Here is a 24,216-nt window from a genome sequence, read left to right as displayed (position 1 = left end):
GATGGAAGCATACTTAGAACGAGCTCAGAGGATTGTCGCGAGGATAGATGAACTGGCAGCCATCAGTGAAGATCAAAACGGTATAACAAGAACATTTGGCACAAAGGCTTTTATAGAAGGCAGAAACAAAGTTGAGTTTTGGATGAAGGAAGCCGGTCTTGCAACAAAAATAGACAGCATAGGAAATGTGAGAGGAAAGCTATTATGCAATCAAGCAGATGCAAAAACATTTGTTATTGCTTCTCACATTGATACCGTTGTCAACGCTGGAAAATGGGACGGCCCTTTAGGTGTTACTATGGGTCTTGACCTAATAGAACAATTAATTAAAACAAAAACAATCCTGCCATTTGATTTAGAATTGATAGCATTCAGTGATGAAGAAGGCGTTCGCTTTCACACCACATATTTAGGAAGCAAAGTGGTGGCCGGTTCGTTTGATGTTGATCTTTTAGAGAAGAAAGACCCTTCAGCAATAACGCTGAGGGAAGCAATTGCAACAATGGACGGGGATATTTGCAATCTTGAAAAAGATGCTATTAAAAGTGAAGACTGTCTGGGTTATTTCGAAATACACATAGAGCAAGGACCTGTCCTTTATGAAAAAAACATTTCAACGGCTGTCGTTACTTCCATTGCCGGACAACAAAGGATAGAAATAACTTTTAAAGGGTTGGCGGGTCACGCTGGCACAGTGCCGATGAATATGCGAAACGACGCCTTGTGTTGTGCGGCCGAATTTATTATCGAAACAGAAAAATATGCACTCGAAAACAAAGAAAACATTGTAGCAACTGTTGGAAAGCTGAACATCATAAACGCTGCAAGCAACGTTATTCCCGGTGAAGTGATTTGTAGTCTTGACGTAAGAAGTGCTGATGAAAATATTCTTAACAAGTCAAGCAAACATTTACAAAACTTATGTAAGAAAATCAGTGAGGAACGCAACATAAGGTCAGAGTGGGATCTTATACAAAAGACTGCTCCAGTTACTTGTGATAGTAACCTGGTTGATTTACTATCTCAGGCAATTGCACAAGAAAACATTCAAACCATTGCACTCGTTAGTGGAGCTGGTCATGACGCTGTACCTATTTCTGCAATTGCTCCTGTTGCTATGTTATTTGTCAGGTGCTTTAAGGGTATCAGCCATAATCCTCTTGAAGATGTTGAATTAAAAGATATCGAAGCGACTGTGAAAATATCTGATAACTTTATTCAAAACCTAATTAAAAAGTACAATCAATAAATGGAAATATCTGCGCTGACAAGATCAGTTGTAAAAAGTAATCATGCGGTGATAAGTCCCGATGGGTATATCAACAGCAACGTTCCGGGATGGACGGATTGTACAGTGAACGTTATTATTAATGAGCAGATGGGCGCTCGTCTTTGCCAGACACTAATCACGTTAAATAAAGACGGCAAACTTAAAGGCGCTACAAAAGCCTCGCAGATATTTTTTTACATAGTAAAAGGTCAATGTACAGCAACAGTTAATGGTGAAGAAAAAGCATTAACACAAGGGCACTTTGTGTACGTTCCAATAAACACAAGTTACCTGTTTGACGAGCCCGAACAAGGTACCCAAATTCTTACATTTCATAAAGTGTATGAAAAGCTTGATGACTATGATATTCCTGCGGTCCTTTTTGGCGATGCCGCTACGGTAGAAGGTCCAAGCTATTTAGGCGATCCCGCACTGAGGTTGCAGGTATTGCTTCCTGCCGATCTTTCTTTTGATATGGCTGTCAATATTTTTACTTACGACTCCGGTGGCCATCTTCCTATGGTAGAAACGCATATTATGGAGCATGGTCTTATGTACTTGCAAGGCCAGGGAGTGTACATGCTGGATCATCAATGGTACCCAATCAAAAAAGGAGATTCTATCTGGATGGCGCCCTATTGCCAGCAGTGGTTTACAGCAATGGGAAAAGAACCGGCCGTTTATATTTACTATAAGAATGTAAACCGCTTTCCAACTACCATATAGTACCCGAATCAAAAAGAGGCTGTACTTGAAAGTAAGCCTCTTTTTTACCGATTACCCTATAAAACTACTGTTACTATAAATTCATTTATGCCAAAAACAGCTTCGCGATATTAAGCGCATCAGTATAGCTCAACGGCTCATCAAATGCTTCCGTTGCGGCTGCGGTTGATATGGTTATGCCGTCTACAACCATTCCTGAAATCTTCACATTTGCTTGTGTTTCTAACTCTTCTCCATTATACACAGCTTGCGCTGCTGCAGGAATTGATCCACGACTGTTTCCTGTAATCCAGGGCTTCAGTGTAGTATCGCCATTAGCTTTACGCATCTGCCTGATATGTGATGCATGTCTTGCTTCTACTGAGTGTATGTTAAGCGCGGCACCCAATACAGTTTTATTACTCATAAGAAAAGGAGCCTGCCCTTTGTAAGCACGTACACCAGTATCTTCAAAAGCTTGCGCAAGTGCTAAAAACACTGCATAGTTTGTTGGAAGAAATGGATCCGGGAAAGTACCCTTTGCAGTAAAGTCAAAATTAGGTTTAGCAACGGCCGCAGCACCCAACACAGATTTTAAAAACGTAACGTGGTTAGTTTCATCATTGCGGATGGTAGTTAGTGCACCAATTGCAGGAGTTCCTGCAAGTAAGGTTCCGTGAGCAGTTACACCCCTGGTATAAAACTCAGCTTCAAGATATTCGAGTGTTAGTGCAAAGTTTAAAATATCGTTGATAGCAGTTGGTTGTGTTTGACCATAAGCCTTTGTAAATAAACTTCCCATTGCAAGAGGCAAGGCTCCGAGGGCTATCTTTTTACCAAATCCTGTCAGGCTTTTAATCGCCTCGCGACGCGGGCTAACTCTTTCGTGAAACTCCGGATCTACAGTTTCTATTTCTTTTATTATATTTTGTAAGTTCATAATTGTACAATTTTAAGAAGGTAAATTACTTGCGTTGATTTGAGTTTTTATGTATGTTCCGGCAATGCTTAATACTTGTGCAGGCGTTCTTGACTTTTCAAGACCTGTTGTCATATCCACTACATCGGCGGCTACAAATGAACCATTAGAAATACGGTCGCGTATTAAGGCTGCATGGCGCGCTTCTACAGAAACGATCTTTCCAGCCAATGTTAGGAATGCAGCAGATTGAAATAAAGGACCGGCGCCGTTATAAGCCGAGACTCCTAAATCTTCAAAAGCCTTAGCAGTTCCTAAAACACTCGTACGGTCAGCAAAATTTATTGAACTAAAATCAACTTCAAGCGCTTGTATTGCACTACCACCAAGGGCTGCTTTGAAAAATTCGCGGTGAGCTACTTCATGATCGCGAATGTCGGTCAACAAAGCTTTTTCGTCTTCAGTGATGCCGGTATAAAATGTCTTTGCTACCTGGATGTAGAAGGCTGCTTCCAGTTGCTCTAATGCATAAGCATAGTTTAAAATACCGGTATCGCCACTGCCAAGATCTACTCCGTTGTTATCATTTTTGCTGCATGCTGCAAGTAATACTAACCCGGTAGACGCTCCTGCGTAGTTTAAGAATTTCCTTCTCGACATATTAGCAAAACCAGAGTCGCGGTCCGCTACTATTTTGTTTTCAAATAAAGCCGTGTTCTTTGTCATAACGGTGTTTTTATTATTAAATGTTTTTTCAAAAGGTTATCTGCCTTCCTCTTCAACCTACGAGAAATGATTTATGCTAGTTTTAATCTTTATAAAGTTTTTTTAGATTTCTTTAAGGTTCGTTTTTGAAAAAGCAGGCTTTCTTCCGCTGGTATATTTTTTTAATCATTTTAAATTTTAACCTAAATAACCTCAATACCATGGCAAAGTATTCTAAGGAAGCAGGCGAAAAAGTGGAGGAAGTGATGCATGAAATGAAAGAAGGAAAGCTCAAGACAGGAACAGGAAAAAAGGTCACGAGTCGCAAACAAGCTATAGCGATTGGATTGTCTGAAGCAAGGCAAGAAGGCGATAAGGTACCTAAGAAAGCGCCTGCAAAAAAAGCAGCCGCAAAGAAGGCAAAGAAATAAAGTTGCCAGCCTCGAACGGCAATTATTATTGTAGATGAAAGAAGTGTATAATTACTTTTTTTATGCGCGCATTACTTCTTTATTCGGCATCGTTGTCACTCACTGCAACTAGTTTTTCTTTCATCGACATTAAAAAAGATACTCCCTCTAACAACGCTTTCAAGTATTTCAACTGATTTTTTCGAAAATTCATAAAGCGCTATGAAACATTTTATTGGACTTGTTCCTCCCGATGATATTTGTGAAACTGTTGTAAATATTCAGAAGCAGTTTGGAGATAACAGGCTGGAGCCACACATCACCTTGCAGCCGCCGGTAACAGTATTGAACGAAACAGCATGGCTGGATGCAATTGAAAACACCTGCAATTCCTTTCAACCCTTCCCTATCTCTTTGCCTGGAACTGGGAACTTCGGTACTCGTGTTTTATTTATCAGTGTACAATCGGCACCTCTTACAACATTACATAGCGCACTCATTCCGGCCATACAACCTTATGAACAAGCCGACAACAGGCAACAGCAAAACCAGTCGTTCCATCCTCATCTAACACTAGGACGCGGTTGGTGCGGATTTACAAGACAAGACTTTGCAGCCATGAAAATACTTGCTGACGAGTATCTTACTAAAGAGCCTGTAGCGTTTGAAGCTACGTTCTTAAGAATATACTTCAAACGCTCCGGCCAGGGACGTTACGAAAAAATGAAGGATGTATATTTTAAAGGCGATGTTTAGATATCGCTGATTTGTGTTTTCTCTCCCAAAATCATTAAAAGTGTTAGATGTTATTCAACAATCTTTTCTGCAACTGACGGCTTCTTTCTACGACGTATCCAAATTTGTCCTTTGTGGCGGGTAGGTACTTCATCTCCGAGCAATTTTCCCCATGGTTTCAAATCATCAATTCTATCAAAGATAATTTTTACAATAGCTACCGCAGGGATTGAAAGAAACATACCTGGCACTCCCCATAAAGCTCCTCCCAACAATACCACTATTATTGAAAACAACGCGTTGATCTGCACTTTAGACGATACGATCCGTGGTACCAATATGTTGTTGTCTATAAACTGAATGATGGCATAGGCAATTATAATTCCAAGCTGTGACGAGAACCCGTCTTTCGTAACGGTTGCCATCAAGACCGGCAAAGCAATAGCGATAATACCTCCCAAATAAGGGATCATGTTTAGTATCGCGCCGAGAACTCCTAACAGAATCGCATAATCTATTCCTAAAATCATCAAAGCTGTTGAATTTAAAACTGCCACTATAAGCGCTTCTAATAGCAGCCCTACCATATAACTCTGTATCGCTGTTTTTGTCTGGCTCAAGATGTCGCCTACTTGCTTTGTATTCTCTTCAGCAAAGACTTCATAAAGAAAATTTAGTATCAGTGCCTTGTAAAAAAGCAACAGGAAAGTATATACCGGAAGTAAGAAAATGACTGCAAGCGTTCCCAATGCAGTCCCCACCGTCTGCCCCACCATGGCTTTACTGCTGTTAAGCGCATCATTTAATAATTGCACCTGCTTGCCAATAGCAATTCCAAATTTTGCTTGCACATACTCCTGTAACTGGTGGCTCAAAGCAGCAAACTTTGTTTTTAAAAGCGGAATGTTTTCACCGAAACCTGCTATCTGAGAAGAGAGAAAGTAAAGTATTGCAGCAATAATAACTATTGCAATCAACATCGCTATAATAATAGAAAACACATGAGAAATCTTGTAGCCCTTAAACTTGTTTACCAAAGGGTTAAGCAGAATGGCGATGATGACTGAGAAAGCGACCGGTACAAGTATATCTCTTAGGTTAATTAATGAATAAGTAAGCAGGATAAGTCCAAAAAGAACTACCGTGCTTTTAATAAAAAATGGGTATTGTTTTTCTTGCATTTCTTTAGTTTGAGTTATACTTATGGTGCTACTTAAAGTATGCCAGCCCGTTTATCAAGAGCGAACGAGTTAGCTATTTCCGCCATTCGAAATAAAAAGTACTGCCTTCTCCCTTAACTGACTCTACCCAAATCTTACCACCCTGTTCCTCTACTAAAACTTTCAAAATATTGAGTCCCACTCCAGTGCTGCTATCTTTATTTGAGGCGTTTGTTCCTGTTTCAAACAATTTAAAAATTCTGTCAGAATCATCCCTTGCCATACCAGGCCCGTTATCCCTTATAGAAAAAATATAAAACTCTTCTTTTTCAACTGCATCCACTTCTATGAAGCCTTCAGGCTTATCATTATACTTGATTGCATTGCTGAGTAGATTTTGAAAAACCTGCTGTAGTTTAATTTTTCTCGTAAGAATAACCGGTAGGTTCTCAGCGACCTTAATCTTTATATGCGGCGGCGGAAAAAGTAAGAATGCCGTCTGGTTAACTAATTCAGAAACATCCACTTCTTCAATGGTCTGCTGTGTATAACTCTGCTTTGAATATTCGAGAATGGCACTGATCATGTCAGAAAGATGGTTTGAAGCCATGTAAACCAAGTCTATCTTTTGAGAAGTCAGGGGATCACTTTCTATTGTTGAATTTCCCTTTAAAGAAGACATCATAGTGATAATGGAAGCTAACGGAGATTTTAGATCATGCGAAACCATGTACACGAACTTCTCGAGCTGCCGGTTTACTTTCTCTATCTCTGCCAAAGACTCTTTTAACTCCTGCTGATAAAAATATAGCTTCTCAAAAACGTTCACTTTTGCTTTCGTGACATTAATATCAAGCGGCTTTTGCAAGTAATCAACTGCACCTTCACTAAAGCCTTGCATTACATATTGCTCATCTTTGTTAATGGCAGTTACAAAAATGATAGCAATGTCCCTGGTTTTTGCGTTTGACTTCAACATCCTGGCCACTTCAAATCCATCCATTTCAGGCATCTGCACATCCAGCATGATAAGGCCTATAGAAGGATCTTTCCAAACAGTTTTAAGAGCATCATTTCCGGATGATGCGGTGATGAATGTTCTATTGTCTTTCTCGAGTATCTCCTGCAACAATACGAGGTTTTCCGGTCGGTCATCAACTAAAAGAACTCTAAATTCTCTTGTAAGGTTTGAACTCATGTATCAGTTGTTTATTTACTGTTTAAGCTATTTATGTAGTCTGAAATTCCGCTAGCATCGAGTACAACAACATTTGCTATGCTGGCTATTGCAGAAGAGGGCATCGCAGCGAATTCGGCAGTTGAAGGATCTTGTACGATAGCACGACCGCTATTTTTAGTGACAGCCTGTAAGCCACTGGTGCCATCATTATTTGCACCACTTAAAAGAACTGCAAGCAAATGTTCTTTGTAAACGTGGGCAGCACTTTCAAAAGTAACGTCAATAGATGGACGACTAAATTTTACAACTTCAGAATAGTCGAGGCTAAAGGAGTAATCCTTTTCAAGCAAAGTATGATAGTTTTGCGGGGCGATATAAATGCACGAATTTTCTATCAACTCTTTGTCGTCTGGCTCCAGGATCTTTTTATTTTTATTTGCTTCTGCAACAATCCTGGTAAACTCGCTCAACACATTTCGCTGCCGGTGGATAACAATGAGGATAGGGATGAAAAAGTCTTCAGGTAGCATTTTTATCAAGTGCAATAATACCGGGAAACTTCCGGCGGAACCTCCAATCACAATCAGCTTTATATTGTCCGGGCTCTTCAAATAGTGTTGTTTTTGCGGGTAAAGTTAATGGAATGGGTTAACGGAAATTGGAAGGAACAGTTTGAAAGAAGATAATTCAAAAGTTCTGTGTCTGATGCTTATAAAACTTCTGTACAAGTGTGCGACGCAACGACGTTTAGGAGAAATACTAAAGTCGGCCAAAAAATAATGAAAGTATAAACCGGGCTATAAGATGCCAATCAGATACCCACTTTATCGTGTTCTCCTAAAAATTTTTTCCTGGCTACTGACAACATCAAATTTGCTTTTCAGATCCGAAAACAGAAGTGACTCCTTAATACCTAACGCCAGGTAACCGAATGTTGAAAGGCTGTTGTAGAAGAGGTGTATAATCTTGTTTTGCAAAGCACGATTGAAATAAATCATTACGTTTCTACAGAAAATCAATTGAAATTCATTGAAAACCTGGTCAGTAACAAGGTTATGCTGCGAAAAAACAATGTTTGATCGAAGGTCTTTCCTGATAATTGCATGATCGTACCCGGCGGTATAATAAGAAGCAAAGTCCCGCTCACCACCGGCCTGAATATAATTTGCGACATACTCTTTCATCACATCCAGCGGCAAGATTCCAATTTTCGCTTTTTCAATATTGTGAGGATTTATATCAGTAGCATAGATTTTCGAACGGTTGAGCAAACCGGCCTCGTGCAGAAGTATGGCCATAGAAAAAACCTCTTCACCTGATGAACAGCCTGCATGCCAAATTTTAATGGTTGGATAAGACGCAATGGCGGGAATGATCTGCGTTCGAATGACTTTATAAAACTCAGGGTCGCGAAACATCTCGGTAACATTTACCGTAATTTTTTGCAGGAAAAGATCAAACACACTTTTATCGTTTCCGAGATGTTTTTTTAAATTATCGATATTTCTGTAACCGGATGAATCTATAAACCTGGTAATGCGCCGTTGCATCGAAGCGCGGGAGTAGTTAGTAAAATCGTAGCCGTACTGGTGGTACACCAGGTGTAAAATCTCTTCAATTTCCTCGTCACTTATATCACTTGTTCTTTCGGACATACTAAGAAAGCCAAACTCTCATTAATGATACAAGTTTATGAATATCTACAGGTTTCGAAATATAATCAGAAGCACCTGCCGCCAAACATTTTTCACGGTCTCCGGCCATGGCTTTTGCGGTTAGTGCTATCAGGGGAAGGCGTGTAAGCTTCATCTCCTGCCGAATAATTCTCATGGCCTCGTAACCATCCATCTCAGGCATCATGATGTCCATCAAAACAATGTCAATGTCTTTATCGTCTTTCAATACCTGTAGCGCTTCTTTGCCGTCATTTGCAGTAATAATTTCCATATGTTGACGCTCGAGGGCGGCACTTAGCGCGAAGACGTTGCGCATATCATCATCTACGAGCAAAACCCGCTTGTCTTGAAGTGTCACTTCAAGATCTACCGATTTTTGCAACTTGTTTTGAGGTACCGTTTTCTTCTCCTGCACTTTGTATAAAAACAGCTCCAGTTCGTCCAACAATCTTTTATTACTTGACGAAGATTTTCTGACGACAACATCTGCAATCCTTTTCATTTCTAATTCATTGGCACTCGTGATATCGCTATCCAGATAGATAATTGTGGGAATATGTTCCGGCAATAAATGTTCATTCAGTTCTGATAATTTCGCAATGCCTTCTTCTATGTTTGCACCAATATCTGCTATAATGCAGTCATACTTGGTTTTGTCCAGCTTTTCAATTCCCTCCTGCAACGAAGTGGCAGAGTCACATACAACGTCGTAATTTTTTTCGTTCGTTAACGTGGTTCCTACTTCTTCAGTCAAATTATCTCTTGAAAAAATGAGCACCCTTTTCACAGAAGAATTCAAATACTCGCTTATAAGGGTGAAAGCGTTATTCAGGTCTTCCTTTTTGACTGGCTTCTTTAAAAAAGCGAGGGCGCCGGAAGTAAGCAGGTCCGTTTCATCTGACCCGGAAATAACATGGACGGGAATATTTTTCAACTGCTCATCATCTTTAAACATCTTCAACAATGTCGCACCATGAATGCCCGGTAACTTCATATCTAAGATAACAGCAGAAGGATGATATTTTTTTGCGCAATACAAACCTTCGTCACCCGACAATGCAATAATAGCTTTATAGCCATTTGATTTTGCAAACTCACGGATGATGATAGCAAAGTCTCTATCGTCTTCAATTATTAGCATTACCCTGTCTTCTTTTGCCAGGTTCTTTCTTTCATCCGGTATAACTGTTTGTTCAACTACTTTGATGTCAGTTTTAACCGGGTTTGATTGGCTTTTAGCTATGCTGAGAGAATTGTCGGCATCACCATAATCCAAGGGAATAAGTACACGGAAGTTGCTCCCCTTATGCTCCTGGCTTTCAATGGAAAGCTTCCCTTTTAGGATTCGCATCAATTCTTTTGTGATAGAAAGGCCCAGACCAGTTCCCCCATATTTTCTGTTTGTAGAACCGTCTGCCTGTTGAAAAGCTTCGAAAATAACTTGTTGCTTTGAGGCTGGAATACCAATTCCGCTATCCGTTACAGACATCAACAAGTATTCTTTGTTGTCTTCCATTACCTTATCAAAAAGTAGCTTGACGTGGCCATTTCGAGGAGTAAACTTGAAAGCATTTGAAAGAAGATTTCTTAGAACTTGTTCAACTTTTTGCTTGTCCGTTTTTATTTGTTCAGGAACTCCGTTTTGTATTTCAACCAAGTATTTGATACCTTTTTCTTCAGCAACGACAGCAAACAACTGATCTAAATCTGTTGCAATACTTTTTACTGAAACATTCTCGACATGCAGATCAACTTTTCCAGCCTCGATTTTCGACAGGTCTAAAATGTCGTTTATCAACTCCAGGAGATCAGAGCCCGACTTGTGAATAATTTTCGCATGAGCAACTTGCTTCTCTGTAAGGTTTTGATCTTTGTTCTGCGATAGCAGCTTTGCAAGAATTAGGACACTATTTAGCGGAGTGCGTAATTCATGCGACATGTTTGCCAAGAACTCTGATTTATATTTACTCGACTCCTCAAGTTCTTTCGCTTTTCGCGAAAGCGACTGTCCTGCTTTTTCGATAGCGTTGTTCTTTTCTTTTAGTTCGGCGTTGATCTGCCTTAATTCTTCTTCCTGCACCCTTAACTCTTCTTCTGAAGATTGCAGCACTTCTGCCTGCACAGTAAGTTCTTCGTTCGTTTGCCTTAGCTCTTCCTGTTGGTGTTCGAGTACTTCTTTTTGTCGTTGAACCTGTTCTAACAAGCGCTGTACTTTTTCTCTTTCTTTTACTCCATGTAAGGCCACAGCAATGTTGTTACTAATCAGCTTCAAGAACTGCAGGGACTCATTGGGAATACGTTCAAATGAAAGTACCTCTACAATTCCCTTCAGCTCGTTGTTATGAAACAAAGAAGCATAGATAGCATGAACAGGCTCGAGCCTTACAGTAGCGCTGTCGATGGTAGCATACTTAGGAGGAATATCTGATATAATAATGGGTTCTTTTTCTACAGCAGCCTGGCCAACCAGGCCTTCATGTAAATCATATTCTTTTTTGGCAGAGTTAGGTAAAGCGTAAGAAGCTGTGAGAATGATCTTTTTGCTCTCTTCGTCATACACATAAAATGCTCCAGCTTTTAATTCCAAATATTTGATTACTGTGTCTAATACCAGTTGCGATAAAGCTGCAACATCAAGATGTCCCTGCAATATGTCGTTTACTCTTGCTAAGCCTTGCAACAGCCAGTTTCTTTCAGCGCTCTCCTCGTTGACAACTGACAACTCTTTGTTATTGCTCAGTAAATCTTCCTCGACTTTCCTCCTGCTATTGAACTCGCGAAGTATCTGGTTTATTAAAATAATCACGATCCCCAGTATCAACAGTATTCCAATTACCAGGGCCCATTTTGCATTGCTTACCGAATTATTATCCTCTATTTCCCTGTGGCGCAGCAGCTCTTTTTCAACCGTTTCCATTTCCAATAGTTGCTGCCTTATCCCGTCCATCTTACTCTTTTCAAACGTTGTTATCTCAACAATTCTTTGTCTTGTATAAGTACTTGCGTCCTCGCCGAGATTGTTCCAATATTTCAACAAGTCATTCACTGAATTCTTTAAGCTCTGTGCTTTTTGTGTTTGTTGAAGATTGTCTTTTATTAAATTTTGTAAATCAGCTAAAGTTGGTTGTATTTGATTTAAACCTTCAGTGTATGGTTGAAGAAACTTTTTTTCATTAGTACTCCTAAATCCACGGCGTCCCGTTTCCATGTCGATCAGGATGCTTTGTATAGATTGAAGTTGGTTAATGACCTGGTAGGTATGCTTCACCAACTCCCCTTGGCGGAACTGCTTCTCGAAAATGATTAGAGATATTAAACCCACCAACAGTACTAATAGAATTGCAAAAGCAAATCCTGTTTTAACCTGTCGTTTTATCTTTCTATCCATCTGTTGCAAATAAGTATTGTAATAATATTGATGAAGATATTATTATTTCCTTTCCAATTCCGCGAGATATAAATAAAGGAAAGATTATGGAGGATGTAATACAAGGGGGAGAAAACTCACTCGTTGGCTAAAATGAAAAAAGCCCCTTTCGGGACTTTCTTCTAAAGATTTAAAAAGTAAATTTATGTTCCAACGGCAGTCTTTTTTTTGTTTGATTTGTTTTGGATAATATTTCTTAATAACGCTTTGGCTCGCGAAAACTGCGACTTGCTTGTACTTTCTGTAATACCCAGCTTGCTGGCAATTTCTTTATGGGAATACCCATCGATAGCATATAGGTTGAAGACAGTGCGATAGCCGTCACTTAATGTGAGAGAACTGTTGATGATGTCTTTTTCGTACAACCTGTCAAGCGCATTGTGATGCCGGTCTGCGATAGTATTTTCCAACCCTTCACCTACCGAGGTATTCAAGCTTTTCCGCCGGATGTGCTCGATAGCTGTGTTTACAAAAATCCTGCGTACCCAGCCGTCAAACGATCCTTCACCCCTGAACCTACTTAAGTTATTAAATAGCTTAACAAAACCTTCCTGGAGAATATCCTCGGCATCCATTTGGTTCTTCGAATATCGCAGGCAGATAGAATACATTTTAGACGAGTACAAATCGTACAATTCTTTTTGGCTTTTTCTTTCCCCCTTTATGCAATTTTCTATCAATTGGCCTTCAGGAGTATAAGTTTTATTCATAGTAATTAGTTTAGGTGCAGTTCCAGTTTTACTATATTGATGCCGAAAAGGACAAGTACTGAGAATCAACACTTTAACTAATCATTGCCTTAGTTTTTTTCCAAAAAACACTAAGGCGTATCCCAAAAAAGGAATTTATTTTCTTTAAAGTAAAGCTTGAGGTATAAGCTTAAAAAGTAGTAGTTATACCGAGCCCGGGAGAAGGTAGGATTTCTACCTTTCCATAATTGTAGATAAGTCCTGTTGCGAGATCTTCGCTTAGCAGTAGTGGGCCATCTGCATCTGCGTAATCAACTTCGGGCATAAGATGAGCTATCGCTGCTGAACCAATAGTAGACTCGTTCATTGAGCCCACCATGACTTTCATGTTTAATTCTCTTGCTTTCGTAATCATTCGTCGTGCTGGTGTAATCCCGCTGCATTTCGTCAGTTTGATATTTATCCCATGAAAATGTTTAAAGCACGTTTCCACGTCTTGTTCAAACACGCAGCTTTCATCCGCTAACAACGGCAGCGACGATTTCTCAAACAGGATTTTCATCCCTTCCCAGTTGTCTTTCGCCAGCGGTTGCTCAACCAATTCAACACCCAACTTTTCAAGAAGTGGTATTTTTTCGAGTGCTTCCTCTGTTGTCCATCCTGCATTAGCATCGACTCTAAAAACAGCAGTTGTGTGCTGTCGCAAAGCTTCCATTATAGCAATGTCTTCAGCCGTTCCCAATTTGATTTTATACACGGGCCATGGCTTCTCCTTCATCTTAGCAACCATGTTTTCAATAGTGCCAATTCCTATTGTGTAGTCTGTAAGAGGTGATGTACCAGGAGATGTATTCCACATTTGATACAATGGCTGTCCCTTCATCTTTCCCCATAGATCCCATGCAGCAATATCGAGCGCACAAACCAAAAAAGGATTTTGAGGAAACAGGTGGTGTAAATAGTGCCAGTAACGTGAGGGATCAGTGAGCGCGAATTTCTCAACAAAAGGCTTTTTGCTTTCGAGGTCAGCGATCATCTTTTCAACAGGTATGTTGTAATAACTGATTGCAGGCGCCTCGCCGTAACCGGTAAATGAACCAAGAGACAACTCTACTACGAACGTCGGCTGATGCATCTTCGTACCTTTTGATATAGTAAAAGGGTATTTGAAAGGAAGATTAAATGACCAGTATTTTACTTTCAATGTGTACGTTTTCAGTTAAAGCAGCTACTATTAATCGTTGACGCTTTGAACAAAAAAAAGAAGGAAAACTTCAAAACTACCAATGCGCAATTGAACGCTTTACTTGTGTATCTCGCTTGTAAAGTGAAACTGAATATCAGGATTGTTTTGCATCTCGGTATTCAAAAACCACTCACTATTTGCGAGGTACACCATGTTGCCATCTTTGTCTTCGCCGGTATTAGCTAACTTAAAGCGGGCAAAGTCTTCCAACTTCTTAGGATCTTTAGAAGTAAGCCAGCAGGCTTTATAAAAAGGCAGGTGGTTAAACTGAACAGACGCACCATACTCATGCAACAGGCGGTATTGAATTACTTCAAACTGCAATTCTCCAACACAACCAATAATCTTTTTAGTACCTCCGAACTGTGTGAACAACTGTGCAACACCTTCATCCGTTAACTGCATCAAACCCTTCTCAAGCTGCTTGGTTTTCATCGGGTCTTTGTTAACGACCTCTTTGAAGATTTCAGGAGAGAAAGTCGGAATACCGGTAAAATAAAAATCCTCCCCTTCAGTAAGTGTATCACCAATTTTGAAGTTCCCTGTATCAAAAAGCCCCACTACGTCGCCGGGAAAAGCTTCATCGACCACCTCTTTATCTCTTGCTAAAAAACTATAAGGATTGCTGAAACGAACATCTTTATCGATCCGGACATGGTGGAAATATTTGTTCCTTTCAAACTTGCCGCTACATACCCGCAAGAATGCAATCCTGTCCCGGTGTTTTGGATCAAGGTTAGCGTGGATCTTAAAAATAAAGCCACTAAACTTTGGTTCAGCAACACTAACTGCACGTGCATTTGTTTGCCTGTCACGTGGAGTTGGCGCAATACGAATGAATGTATCGAGCAATTCTTTCACGCCAAAATTGTTAACCGCACTACCGAAGAAAACAGGTGCAATTTTACCAGACAAGTAATCCCCAGCTTTTAATTCTCCATAAACCCCATCGATCAACTCAACATCTTCACGCAAGGTTTCAGCGTCTCTCTCTCCTACTTTTTCTTCGAGTATTTTGTCAGCCACGTCTTTGATCTCGACCGTATTTTCATCTCCACCTTTCGTGCTTGCAGTAAACAGTACGAGGTTCTTATCATGCAGATTATAAACGCCCTTAAAGTCCTTACCCTGGTTTATCGGCCACGTCATCGGGTGAAGCGAAATCTTCAATTCGTTTTCAATTTCCTCCAGCAAATCAAAACGGTTCTTACCGTCTCTATCCATCTTGTTAATGAAAACAATTACAGGGGTATCACGCATGCGGCAAACTTCCATTAGCCGGCGAGTTTGTTCCTCCACTCCATTTACACTATCAACTACCAACACCACGCTGTCGACAGCAGTCAGTGTGCGGTAGGTATCTTCAGCAAAGTCTTTGTGACCCGGTGTGTCCAACAGATTTATCAGCATGTCTTTGTACTCAAAGCTCATCACAGAGGTGGCTACAGAGATACCTCTCTGGCGCTCGATCTCCATAAAGTCGCTGGTCGCATGCTTCTTTATTTTATTGCTCTTAACCGCACCCGCAGTTTGTATCGCACCACCAAACAACAAAAACTTTTCAGTCAATGTAGTCTTACCGGCGTCCGGGTGACTGATAATCGCAAACGTTTTGCGGCGGTTTATTTCTTTTTCGTATTTCATGTTGTAAGTCAAAAGGCAAAAGTTAAAAGTCAAAATCATGAGGCTAAATCTGCTGTCATCGATCGACTAACAACTGTCAACTTTATTCGGCCGCAAAGGTAACGTATGGAAAAACAAAAAAGGAATTGAGGAGAAAAACGTTTGTACTACGTTTAGTTAAAAGCAACACTGCATTTTGATCAATGAATCTTTGGGTCGCTAGCAGATGGAATTCTATGAATCATTCTTGCCACGCTCGGTTCAAGTGCAGTTTTTCATAGCAACCATGCTAGCCTTTTTTAGTAATCGCACCTGTTAGCTTTCAAACATTTTTACTCTGTTTTCTTAAAAAGTAAAAAGTGCTGGATCGGCATAAATTGTCCGTTGTAGTCGAGCTTAAAACCGTTTGCTCCCAACTCTTTTCTCAACTGCGCAACGGTTGTTTTATGCAATGGTCTTATTGCCACTTCCGGGTCTTCGCCTTTATATTCAATCAGCAATAGCTTGCCATCTTTCTTTAAAGACTTTCTTATTGCCTGCAGCATTTCAACCGGGTATTCAAATTCGTGATAGACGTCGACCATAATAGCAAGATCAACTGAATTTTCAGGAAGGTTAGGTGATGAGAAGCCTCCCTTAATCACCTCCACATTTGTAACGTTCATTTTCTTTGCACGTTCCTTTACTATCTCTATCATTTCATCCTGGATTTCTACAGCGTACACTTTTCCCTTCGGAACTTTAGGAGCAAGCTTAAAAGTATAGTAGCCGGTACCGGCACCTATATCAGCGATTACAGCTGTTGCGGGCACATCAATCTTGTCGATGGCAAGCTGTGTATTCTCTTCCTGTGGACGACTGTTTCTATCCAACCAGGATGAATTTGATGCACCCATTACATAAGCAATCTCCCTTCCCAGGTAGAATTTTCCAATACCTCCTGAGCTTGCAGCACGATACGTATATAAAGTATCAGAAGACTTTTTATCAGCTTTTACCTGCGCATTCGTACAACCGACGGAACAACTAAGAATACCGATGATTGCGTATAGAATTAAACTTTTCATATAAAGGTTTTAACAAGCAAAAGTTAGGTTGGTTCGGCAAAGGATATAAGTTAATGATAAAACCAAAACGATGGAAAATTGTTCCTAAAGCACTTGCCGCTGGCACTTTTTTTATGTTACCTGATATAAACTTTTTCTATGATCAACAAAATACTTGTAGCTATTTTAATAGCAAGCTTAGCAGTATCGTGTTCAAAAGACGAACAGCAAATAAATGTGGCCAAAGAAACTTATGCCTTACCCATTGACACGTTATTTCCGGAAGGGATAGCATACAACGAACAAACCGGCAACTTTTATACTGGAAGTGTTAGCAGTGGTGATCTCCTGGAAGTAAATGTAGAAACCGGTGCAGCCAGAATTTTTGCAACTGGTGCTGCTCAAAACCGGAAAGCTGCTACAGGACTTAAAATCGACCAAATGCAACGGCTTTGGGTATGTGGCGGGCCTGATAATAAAATACAGGTTTTAAACTTAAATGGAACATTAATCAAAAGCTGGGATACACAAGCACTGTTTGGATCAGGCTTTATTAATGATTGCATCTATGATAATACCCATATTTATTTCACCGATTCAAGAGTTAGAAAAATTTACAGAACGAGTGTTACGGAAAGTACGCCGGGCAATATGGAAGAATGGCTCACGTTTACCGATGCTCAAATTCCCTACACAGCAACAGGAACAAACGCTAACGGTATCGTTGCCACACCAGACAATAAATACTTAATCATTGTTGTGTCAGGCTCAGGCAAATTGTACAGAATTGATAAAACAACAAAAGCAATAAACGAGATAACCTTAAACACCCCGGTTACTTCAGGTGATGGTCAGTACCTGGAAGGCAATACACTGTATGTATCGCGAAACGCAACTAACCTTATATTTCCGGTTACTCTAAATGCTGATTATAGCCAGGGTACCGTCGGCAGCGGATTTGGTACCAACCTTTTATTCAATACGACGATTGCAAAAGCAGGTAATTATTTTTTAGTCGTTAATGGACAACTTAATCGCCGCGGAGGGACTACTCCGCCCGTGTTACCATTCAGTGTCACTAGAGTTCTAATACCATAATTAGCTTTCAAGGCTAAACCTGTTTCACCAAGTTTTCGTGACCAGGTTTAGCGTTCTTAGTATTAACTATCGCTGAGCTTCCGTAGCACAGGTTCCATTACGTTCCAGACATTTTGAGCAAGTATTTTAGCACCTGTTGCAGTAGGATGAATGCCGTCCTGCTGGTTTAGTTCCCTGATCCCTCCAACCCCTTTGAGTAAAAAGGGAACGAGGGTCATGTCATTTTTCTTAGCCAACTCGGGAAACAGGTTTCTGAATTTCAGCGAATACTCCTGTCCCATGCTTGGAGGTATTTGCATTCCGGCAAGAACTAGTTTCGCCTGGGGGTATTTGTTTTTTACTTTATTAATAATTGCCTGTAGGTTTCTCTTTGTTTCATCAACAGGTATACCACGAAGTCCATCATTTCCACCCAGCTCCAATACAAACACGTCTACAGGTTGCTTTAAAATCCAGTCTATTCGCCCGTTTCCGCCGGCAGACGTTTCACCGCTTACCCCGGCATTTACCACTTTAAAAGTAAGATGTGCTGAGTCTATTTTTTGCTGAACAATTGAAGGGAACGACTCAGTAGGATCTAAACCATACCCGGCAGTAAGACTATTGCCAAAGAAGAGAATTGTTTTCACCGGTTCATTTGCAGTCGTTGCTGCTGTGTTTGTTTCCTGCTGTTCTGCAGGCCTTTCACTTTTGTCTCCATTTGTACAAGTCAAATTGAGCAGCATGAAAGAAAAGATTGCACTTAAAACAACAAACCCTGAGAGGCGATGTATTGAAATCATATTTAGCTACTTTGAAAATTTAACTCTTTATCCTTCAAACTACCAACATCCGCTTGGCAATTAATCGTTTACTTTTAATCTACTTCAGCAAATTAAAAACATAAAGGTGATTATTCTAGATATACAAAATGTAAGCAAAACCTATCAAAGTACAGGCCGTACGTTGACTGTGTTAGACAACATCAACTTTTCAGTGGAAAGCGGTACGACCATGTCGATCGTTGGTCCATCAGGAAGTGGTAAAACAACACTACTTGGATTATGTGCAGGCTTGGATAGGTCAAGCACGGGCAGCATACAGTTGCACAACGTAAAGCTGGATGATTTAAGCGAAGATCAGCGTGCGCAGGTTCGCAATCAATATGTGGGATTCATCTTTCAAAACTTCCAGCTAATGCCAACGTTAACTGCCCTGGAAAATGTGATGGTCCCAATGGAACTAAGAGGCGAACGGAAAATAAAACCCATCGCAATGGACTTACTTGAAAAAGTCGGTCTCGCAGACCGGGCTCATCATTACCCCGCTCAGCTTAGCGGCGGCGAGCAACAAAGAGTATCACTTGCGCGAGCCTTTTCAAACAAACCTCGAATACTGTTTGCCGACGAACCGACAGGAAGTCTCGATGCGGAAACAAGTGAAAAAGTGATCGACTTAATTTTTGGGTTGAACAAAGAAGCGGGTACTACACTCGTACTCGTAACGCACGACAACGATCTCGCCTCCAAAACAAAAAGAATTATAAGAATCAAAGGCGGAAAAATAGTGGCTGACGAACCGCAAGCCCCAACCCTAAAGGGAGAAGAAAGTCAGCATTAGCCCCGGCCCTAAAGCGAGAAGAGAGTAGGCATGAGCCCCAACCCTAAAGGTAGAAGAGAGTAGGATTTATTAATTGAAAAGACAAAACTGCTTATAGCATGAGTAATTACAAAATTGATGGTGCCAAAGCTCCCTTTAGGGCGGGGGGCTGGCTTTTTCTAATGGCCTGGAGAGATAGCCGTCGCAACTTCTCTCGGTTGTTATTGTTTGTCTCTTCCATCATTTTAGGTATTGCAGCGTTGGTGGCAATTTATTCTTTGGGAGATAATCTAAGAAAGGATATCGATGCACAGGCAGCAGGTTTAATAGGCGCTGATCTTGAAATTTCAACAAGCAAGGCAGTTGAGCCAACCATGAAAACACTGCTGGACTCTTTAGGTGACCGAAAGTCTGAAGAACGGTCTTTTGCCTCCATGGTCTATTTCCCAAAAACGCAGGGCACAAGGCTTGTGCAAATAAAAGCACTCAAAGGAGACTTCCCGTACTATGGTGCATTAGAAACAACGCCGGTTGCAGCGGGCGCATCATTTAGAAATACTCAATCAGCTTTAGTTGATAAGACACTCCTGTTACAATACAATGCGAAGGTCGGTGACAGTGTAAAAATTGGTCAACTGTCATTTGTGATTGCGGGGGCGCTACTTAAAGCACCGGGGCAAACAGGTATCTCAGCCTCTGTTGCACCAACTGTATATATTCCGCTTAGTTATTTGGATGCGACTGGCTTGTCGCAGAAAGGGAGCCGGATTAACTACAAATATTATTACAAGTATGACAAACCTGTAAACATAGAGCAGCTTGTAAAAACGCTGGAGCCGCGCCTTGACAGGGAAGGTTACAATTACAATACAATCGAAAATCAAAAAGAAAATACAGGAAGGTCGTTTAGCGATCTCACTAAATTCCTATCTCTTGTTGGCTTTATCGCCCTATTGCTCGGTTGCATTGGTGTCGCAAGTGCCATTCACATTTACATGAAAGAAAAAGTAGGCTCCATTGCAATACTCCGATGTCTTGGAGTAAAATCGATGCAAGCTTTTTTAATCTACCTCATACAAATTTTCGGGATAGGTTTGATCGGCTCCACTCTCGGCGCCGTCATTGGAACGGTCATTCAACAATTTCTTCCGGTTGTTTTAAAAGATGTTATTCCCGTTGAAATAACCACTTCCATCTCGTGGTCAGCAATCGGTCAGGGGCTCCTTCTAGGAATTTTTATCTCCGTACTGTTTGCGTTATTGCCGCTGGTGTCTTTACGAAAGATTTCGCCGCTTAATACACTTCGTCTCTCCTTCACCGATAGCACTGCAAAGCGCGATAAAGCGAAGTGGCCGGTTTACGGTTTAATTCTTTTATTCATATTTTTCTTTACGAGGCAACAATTGCGAGACTGGAAAGAAGCCGTCTTCTTTACGATAGGGATATTAGTAGCTTTTGGAATTCTCACCGCCATTGCACAACTGACCATGTGGTTTGTAAGAAAGTTCTTTCCATCATCATGGAGCTATTTATGGCGGCAAGGCCTTGCAAATCTATATCGTCCAAATAACCAAACTATTATCCTGATTGTTTCTATCGGCCTCGGTACTTTTTTTATCTGCACCCTATTTTCCATTCAATCCATCTTGCTTAGCCGCATATCATTGGCCTCGAGTGGCAACCAACCCAATATGGTTTTGTTTGATATACAAAGTGCACAAAAGGAGCCCGTGACAGCACTCACAAAAGAATATCATTTGCCTGTGCTGCAACAGGTACCCATCGTAAACATGCGCCTCGAATCCATTAATGGAAGAACTGCAGGAACCACTAATGGTAAAGACAGCGGACTACGACGGGGAGCTTTTACAAGAGAGTACCGGGTGACCTACCGCGATGGACTAACCGCCTCCGAAAAGCTTACGGCAGGGACGTGGCGTCCTACCGTTAGTCCCTCCAATCAAACAATTTACATTTCCGTTGAAGATGGTTGGGCAAGGCGACAAAAACTAAAGATTGGCGACACGATGGTCTTCAATGTACAAGGCGCCATGGTTTCAACAATTATCGGCAGCTTTCGCGAAGTTGACTGGAGCCGTGTTCAAACAAATTTCCTTGTCGTGTTTCCCAAAGGTGTGCTGGAAGATGCGCCGCAATTTAATGTGTTACTTACCCGGGTAACATCGGAGGAAGCTTCTGCCCGTTTTCAGCAGGCGATGGTAAAAAGCTTTCCTAACGTATCTATTATCGATCTTGGCCTCGTACTAAAAACCCTTGATGACATTCTCGGAAAGATTGGTTTTGTCATCCGTTTCATGGCCGGCTTTAGTATCATCACTGGATTAATCGTTTTAATTGCATCTGTGCTAATTAGCAAATACCAGCGAATACAGGAAAGTGTACTTCTTCGGACCCTGGGCGCAAGCAGACGGCAGATCCTCACCATTACCGCCCTCGAATATTTTTTCCTCGGCGCATTGGCGTCCTTAACGGGAATTGTACTATCACTATTTGCTTCGTGGGCGCTGGCAAAATATACTTTTAAAACTGTCTTCACCATCAACCCTCTCCCACTTATAATTGTGTTTGCTTTAATCTGTTTACTAACTGTTGCAATTGGTTTAATAAACATCCGGGGAGTATTAAAGAGAAGTCCATTAGAGGTTTTAAGAGGCGAAGGATAATATTTAACTCTGTCAACCGCCAACCAAGAACTGCCATATTTTTATTCTGTCATCTGTCAACCAGCAACTGCCATCATTTTATTCTGTCATCTGTCAACCAACAACTGTCATCTTTTTTTACCCGCAGTATCAAGATAAAGAGACATCGTTGCCACGCTCGGTTCAACGAGAAATCAGTATGGATCTTTTTAAGGGTATTTTTTCAAAACAGGCAATTTGTCCTTAAAACCACCTTTCAAAAAACTTCCACGCATTTGTCTGGAAGATGTTCTGAACAATAACGTCGGACTTTATTTTATTGAAATTATTCTTTAACCTGCCGCTATTATTTTGCATGTAGTTGAAGGCGTGCCTTTCAAGAAATGATTTCAGATCAGGATATTGTTCTACGGTCCAAAAGCTATTGAGAGGATCAACGATACCATCATAATCTGATCCGATTGCAAGGTTGCCCCACGCAAATAAATCGTTCGCGTCTAACAACTCGGCTACATACTGAATTTGTTTCCATACTAACTCACTTCTGTAGTGCATAATCTTGTTCCTGAAAAAAGAATGTTTTGTGCCCTTGATTGTCTCATCGTTAGCAACCCTTCGTTCATCCAACTGCAGCCCCATGATGCCATTTGATTTGACCATATCGATAATCTCATCATCATAAAAATTAATCTCCTTATCGTTGAACGTACTTCCCAGTTCAGGATATTGAGAATGGGTAGCACCCATGGTTGGCAAACCATTGCAGACACCATGACTAATAATCACGGGTATATCAGTGTACTGATTTTTGCGCATTTCAAAAAACTGTCTTCGTGCAAGCGGACTGAGGTGTTTAATATCTACCAGTATCCGCTTTCCTCCTGAGTTGTCAAGCAACATATTCAACACTTCTTTACCAAGTGGAGTGAAGCCGGTGTCAAGGCCAAGGTGCTGGTCGCAGTTCTTTGCAATAAGACCTTTTAAACTTTCAGAATGACCGCACAACTCGTTATAGAAGTGATGGGTGAAAGCTACGAACCATGGCCGGTGAGGATGATTTTTTAAAGCTTGCGCATTTGCTTTAATCTCAGCAGGATTAGCTTTTATATTGGCAGGACTGCGGGCGGGATCTAATCCTCCATTCAGCACATGCATTCCTTCCACTGAAGGAATGATGGCTATTCGAATTACTTTATCGTCGTCGTTTAAATTTAACTCCGCTTCGTTTTGCTCAGCCAGCGCCTTCAGCTCTTTAAAATTGTGAACAATCTCATAAGCATATCGATTGCCATCAATATCTACAATCATTCCATGGGCTTGCTCCAGGTAGATAAACTCCTTCAATAAATCTTTAAAGTAGTTTTGAATCCCTTGTATCTCGTTTATACGATGTGCTCCCACTTGCGTTGCAAAATCTTCAAGCACATCAGCGATAATGCCGGTACCCAACTTATTATTGAAGAACCACTTTTCTATTGTACCTAATGCAACTACAATTACCCAAACCTTTCCATAGGCGCAAGCAGTAAGGTTAGCCTGCGAAAACTTGGTGACACTCAATACCTGGTTTAAAAGTTTTTCAGACAATTTTGGTGGATCATAAAACCACAAACTACTTTTATTAGCAGGGTCAATAGACTGTGTGCCCGAAGAATGACCTATTGGTTTTAAGGTGGGATGACAGTGCAAATCAATAGAAAAATCGATGGAAAGCATAACGGGATTTGTTAGTGATTAATGGCTATAAAAATTATGATCTACGCTTCCAATCTTTGAGCAAAAATTTAAAGCATAGTTGATTGGTATAAAAAAGAAGTGATTTAAATGTGAGTGCAGCTTTCCTGGCTAAGCCCGTTCTATTCCATCTCTCGTTACTTTATAAAAATGAAAAACATATCTATAAAATGCAAGTATTCGTTGTGATTTTTTCCTAAATGTCAGACGTAAGAATTTCGTGATTTAGAAGAATATGGTAAAACAGAAGAGAATTGATCGCACATAGCTACTGCTTGTGAGGTGTTCTGCAAAGTGCCAGGGGATAGCGCTAAAAAAAATTTAATACTAGGCGAAAACATCGATGAAAAGG

The 24,216-nt window shown here is 40.7% G+C and carries 20 protein-coding genes; 7 read left to right on the top strand and 13 right to left on the bottom strand.

Annotation, left to right across the window (positions count from 1 at the left end):
* Position 1: 1 nt before the first annotated feature.
* Together SAE01_RS02390 and allE are read left to right on the top strand one after the other, a co-directional pair.
* Complete coding sequence (locus tag SAE01_RS02390; RefSeq protein ID WP_147201921.1) at positions 2-1,249, top strand: allantoate amidohydrolase; 1,248 nt, start codon at positions 2-4, stop codon at positions 1,247-1,249.
* The gene (gene allE, locus SAE01_RS02385; RefSeq protein WP_147201920.1) at positions 1,250-1,996 is read left to right on the top strand and encodes a (S)-ureidoglycine aminohydrolase; all 747 of its coding nucleotides are present in this window, start codon (positions 1,250-1,252) and stop codon (positions 1,994-1,996) included.
* A gap of 85 nt (positions 1,997-2,081) precedes the next feature.
* Here the strand turns inward: allE and SAE01_RS02380 are convergent, their stop codons facing one another.
* Complete coding sequence (locus SAE01_RS02380; RefSeq protein WP_147201919.1) at positions 2,082-2,915, bottom strand: ferritin-like domain-containing protein; 834 nt, start codon at positions 2,913-2,915, stop codon at positions 2,082-2,084.
* 12 nt (positions 2,916-2,927) lie between these two features.
* Entirely contained in the window at positions 2,928-3,620 is a 693-nt protein-coding gene (locus tag SAE01_RS02375; RefSeq protein WP_147201918.1) for a ferritin-like domain-containing protein, read from the bottom strand.
* Between the two features lie 200 nt (positions 3,621-3,820).
* Here SAE01_RS02375 and SAE01_RS02370 point away from each other — a divergent pair, with 200 nt between their 5' ends.
* The gene (locus SAE01_RS02370; protein ID WP_147201917.1) at positions 3,821-4,030 is read left to right on the top strand and encodes a DUF6496 domain-containing protein; all 210 of its coding nucleotides are present in this window, start codon (positions 3,821-3,823) and stop codon (positions 4,028-4,030) included.
* 201 nt (positions 4,031-4,231) lie between these two features.
* Complete coding sequence (locus SAE01_RS02365) at positions 4,232-4,765, top strand: 2'-5' RNA ligase family protein (RefSeq protein WP_147201916.1); 534 nt, start codon at positions 4,232-4,234, stop codon at positions 4,763-4,765.
* A gap of 50 nt (positions 4,766-4,815) precedes the next feature.
* Here the strand turns inward: SAE01_RS02365 and SAE01_RS02360 are convergent, their stop codons facing one another.
* The 9 genes from SAE01_RS02360 to SAE01_RS02320 form a co-directional block, all read right to left on the bottom strand.
* A complete protein-coding gene (locus SAE01_RS02360) occupies positions 4,816-5,925 on the bottom strand; it encodes an AI-2E family transporter (RefSeq protein ID WP_147201915.1) in 1,110 nt (369 codons plus the stop codon).
* A gap of 73 nt (positions 5,926-5,998) precedes the next feature.
* Positions 5,999-7,102, bottom strand: a complete 1,104-nt coding sequence (locus tag SAE01_RS02355; RefSeq protein WP_147201914.1) for a sensor histidine kinase — start codon at positions 7,100-7,102, stop codon at positions 5,999-6,001.
* 11 nt (positions 7,103-7,113) lie between these two features.
* Complete coding sequence (locus SAE01_RS02350; RefSeq protein WP_147201913.1) at positions 7,114-7,695, bottom strand: chemotaxis protein CheB; 582 nt, start codon at positions 7,693-7,695, stop codon at positions 7,114-7,116.
* Between the two features lie 213 nt (positions 7,696-7,908).
* A complete protein-coding gene (locus SAE01_RS02345; RefSeq protein ID WP_147201912.1) occupies positions 7,909-8,739 on the bottom strand; it encodes a CheR family methyltransferase in 831 nt (276 codons plus the stop codon).
* Position 8,740: 1 nt separating this feature from the next.
* On the bottom strand, positions 8,741-12,148 hold the full coding sequence (locus SAE01_RS02340; protein ID WP_147201911.1) for a response regulator: 3,408 nt from the start codon (positions 12,146-12,148) through the stop codon (positions 8,741-8,743).
* Between the two features lie 182 nt (positions 12,149-12,330).
* Entirely contained in the window at positions 12,331-12,897 is a 567-nt protein-coding gene (locus tag SAE01_RS02335; RefSeq protein ID WP_147201910.1) for an RNA polymerase sigma factor, read from the bottom strand.
* A gap of 169 nt (positions 12,898-13,066) precedes the next feature.
* On the bottom strand, positions 13,067-14,080 hold the full coding sequence (locus SAE01_RS02330; RefSeq protein ID WP_147201909.1) for a dipeptide epimerase: 1,014 nt from the start codon (positions 14,078-14,080) through the stop codon (positions 13,067-13,069).
* A gap of 99 nt (positions 14,081-14,179) precedes the next feature.
* The gene (locus tag SAE01_RS02325; protein WP_147201908.1) at positions 14,180-15,766 is read right to left on the bottom strand and encodes a peptide chain release factor 3; all 1,587 of its coding nucleotides are present in this window, start codon (positions 15,764-15,766) and stop codon (positions 14,180-14,182) included.
* 311 nt (positions 15,767-16,077) lie between these two features.
* Complete coding sequence (locus tag SAE01_RS02320) at positions 16,078-16,812, bottom strand: class I SAM-dependent methyltransferase (protein ID WP_147201907.1); 735 nt, start codon at positions 16,810-16,812, stop codon at positions 16,078-16,080.
* Between the two features lie 138 nt (positions 16,813-16,950).
* On the opposite strand from SAE01_RS02320, the gene SAE01_RS02315 reads away from it, so the two are divergent.
* Positions 16,951-17,889, top strand: coding sequence for an SMP-30/gluconolactonase/LRE family protein (locus SAE01_RS02315; RefSeq protein WP_147201906.1), 939 nt, complete (start codon positions 16,951-16,953; stop codon positions 17,887-17,889).
* Between the two features lie 62 nt (positions 17,890-17,951).
* Here SAE01_RS02315 and SAE01_RS02310 read toward each other — a convergent pair whose 3' ends face one another.
* Entirely contained in the window at positions 17,952-18,671 is a 720-nt protein-coding gene (locus SAE01_RS02310; protein ID WP_218029051.1) for an arylesterase, read from the bottom strand.
* 106 nt (positions 18,672-18,777) lie between these two features.
* On the opposite strand from SAE01_RS02310, the gene SAE01_RS02305 reads away from it, so the two are divergent.
* Positions 18,778-19,488 carry an ABC transporter ATP-binding protein gene (locus tag SAE01_RS02305; RefSeq protein ID WP_147201905.1) on the top strand — a complete coding sequence of 237 codons (711 nt, stop codon included), beginning with the start codon at positions 18,778-18,780 and terminating at the stop codon, positions 19,486-19,488.
* A 98-nt stretch (positions 19,489-19,586) separates the two neighbouring features.
* Positions 19,587-22,151 carry an ABC transporter permease gene (locus tag SAE01_RS02300; protein ID WP_218029050.1) on the top strand — a complete coding sequence of 855 codons (2,565 nt, stop codon included), beginning with the start codon at positions 19,587-19,589 and terminating at the stop codon, positions 22,149-22,151.
* A gap of 222 nt (positions 22,152-22,373) precedes the next feature.
* On the opposite strand, the gene SAE01_RS02295 is transcribed toward SAE01_RS02300, so the two are convergent.
* Positions 22,374-23,846: an amidohydrolase family protein gene (locus SAE01_RS02295; protein ID WP_147201904.1), complete on the bottom strand. Its 1,473-nt coding sequence runs from the start codon at positions 23,844-23,846 to the stop codon at positions 22,374-22,376.
* Between the last annotated feature and the right edge of the window lie 370 nt (positions 23,847-24,216).

It is taken from the genome of Segetibacter aerophilus (genome assembly GCF_007991655.1).
In the GTDB taxonomy this organism is placed as follows: domain Bacteria; phylum Bacteroidota; class Bacteroidia; order Chitinophagales; family Chitinophagaceae; genus Segetibacter; species Segetibacter aerophilus.
The sequence above is the reverse complement of the archived record's forward strand: the minus strand, read 5'-3'. Positions and strand labels throughout refer to the sequence as shown.

Coding starts and splice junctions, on each gene's coding strand:
- SAE01_RS02390 (WP_147201921.1), top strand. CDS start 2: ATGGAAGCATACTTAGAACGAGCTCAGAGGATTGTCGCGAGGATAGAT.
- allE (WP_147201920.1), top strand. CDS start 1,250: ATGGAAATATCTGCGCTGACAAGATCAGTTGTAAAAAGTAATCATGCG.
- SAE01_RS02380 (WP_147201919.1), bottom strand. CDS start 2,915: ATGAACTTACAAAATATAATAAAAGAAATAGAAACTGTAGATCCGGAG.
- SAE01_RS02375 (WP_147201918.1), bottom strand. CDS start 3,620: ATGACAAAGAACACGGCTTTATTTGAAAACAAAATAGTAGCGGACCGC.
- SAE01_RS02370 (WP_147201917.1), top strand. CDS start 3,821: ATGGCAAAGTATTCTAAGGAAGCAGGCGAAAAAGTGGAGGAAGTGATG.
- SAE01_RS02365 (WP_147201916.1), top strand. CDS start 4,232: ATGAAACATTTTATTGGACTTGTTCCTCCCGATGATATTTGTGAAACT.
- SAE01_RS02360 (WP_147201915.1), bottom strand. CDS start 5,925: ATGCAAGAAAAACAATACCCATTTTTTATTAAAAGCACGGTAGTTCTT.
- SAE01_RS02355 (WP_147201914.1), bottom strand. CDS start 7,102: ATGAGTTCAAACCTTACAAGAGAATTTAGAGTTCTTTTAGTTGATGAC.
- SAE01_RS02345 (WP_147201912.1), bottom strand. CDS start 8,739: ATGTCCGAAAGAACAAGTGATATAAGTGACGAGGAAATTGAAGAGATT.
- SAE01_RS02340 (WP_147201911.1), bottom strand. CDS start 12,148: ATGGATAGAAAGATAAAACGACAGGTTAAAACAGGATTTGCTTTTGCA.
- SAE01_RS02335 (WP_147201910.1), bottom strand. CDS start 12,897: ATGAATAAAACTTATACTCCTGAAGGCCAATTGATAGAAAATTGCATA.
- SAE01_RS02325 (WP_147201908.1), bottom strand. CDS start 15,766: ATGAAATACGAAAAAGAAATAAACCGCCGCAAAACGTTTGCGATTATC.
- SAE01_RS02320 (WP_147201907.1), bottom strand. CDS start 16,812: ATGAAAAGTTTAATTCTATACGCAATCATCGGTATTCTTAGTTGTTCC.
- SAE01_RS02315 (WP_147201906.1), top strand. CDS start 16,951: ATGATCAACAAAATACTTGTAGCTATTTTAATAGCAAGCTTAGCAGTA.
- SAE01_RS02310 (WP_218029051.1), bottom strand. CDS start 18,671: ATGATTTCAATACATCGCCTCTCAGGGTTTGTTGTTTTAAGTGCAATC.
- SAE01_RS02300 (WP_218029050.1), top strand. CDS start 19,587: ATGAGTAATTACAAAATTGATGGTGCCAAAGCTCCCTTTAGGGCGGGG.
- SAE01_RS02295 (WP_147201904.1), bottom strand. CDS start 23,846: ATGCTTTCCATCGATTTTTCTATTGATTTGCACTGTCATCCCACCTTA.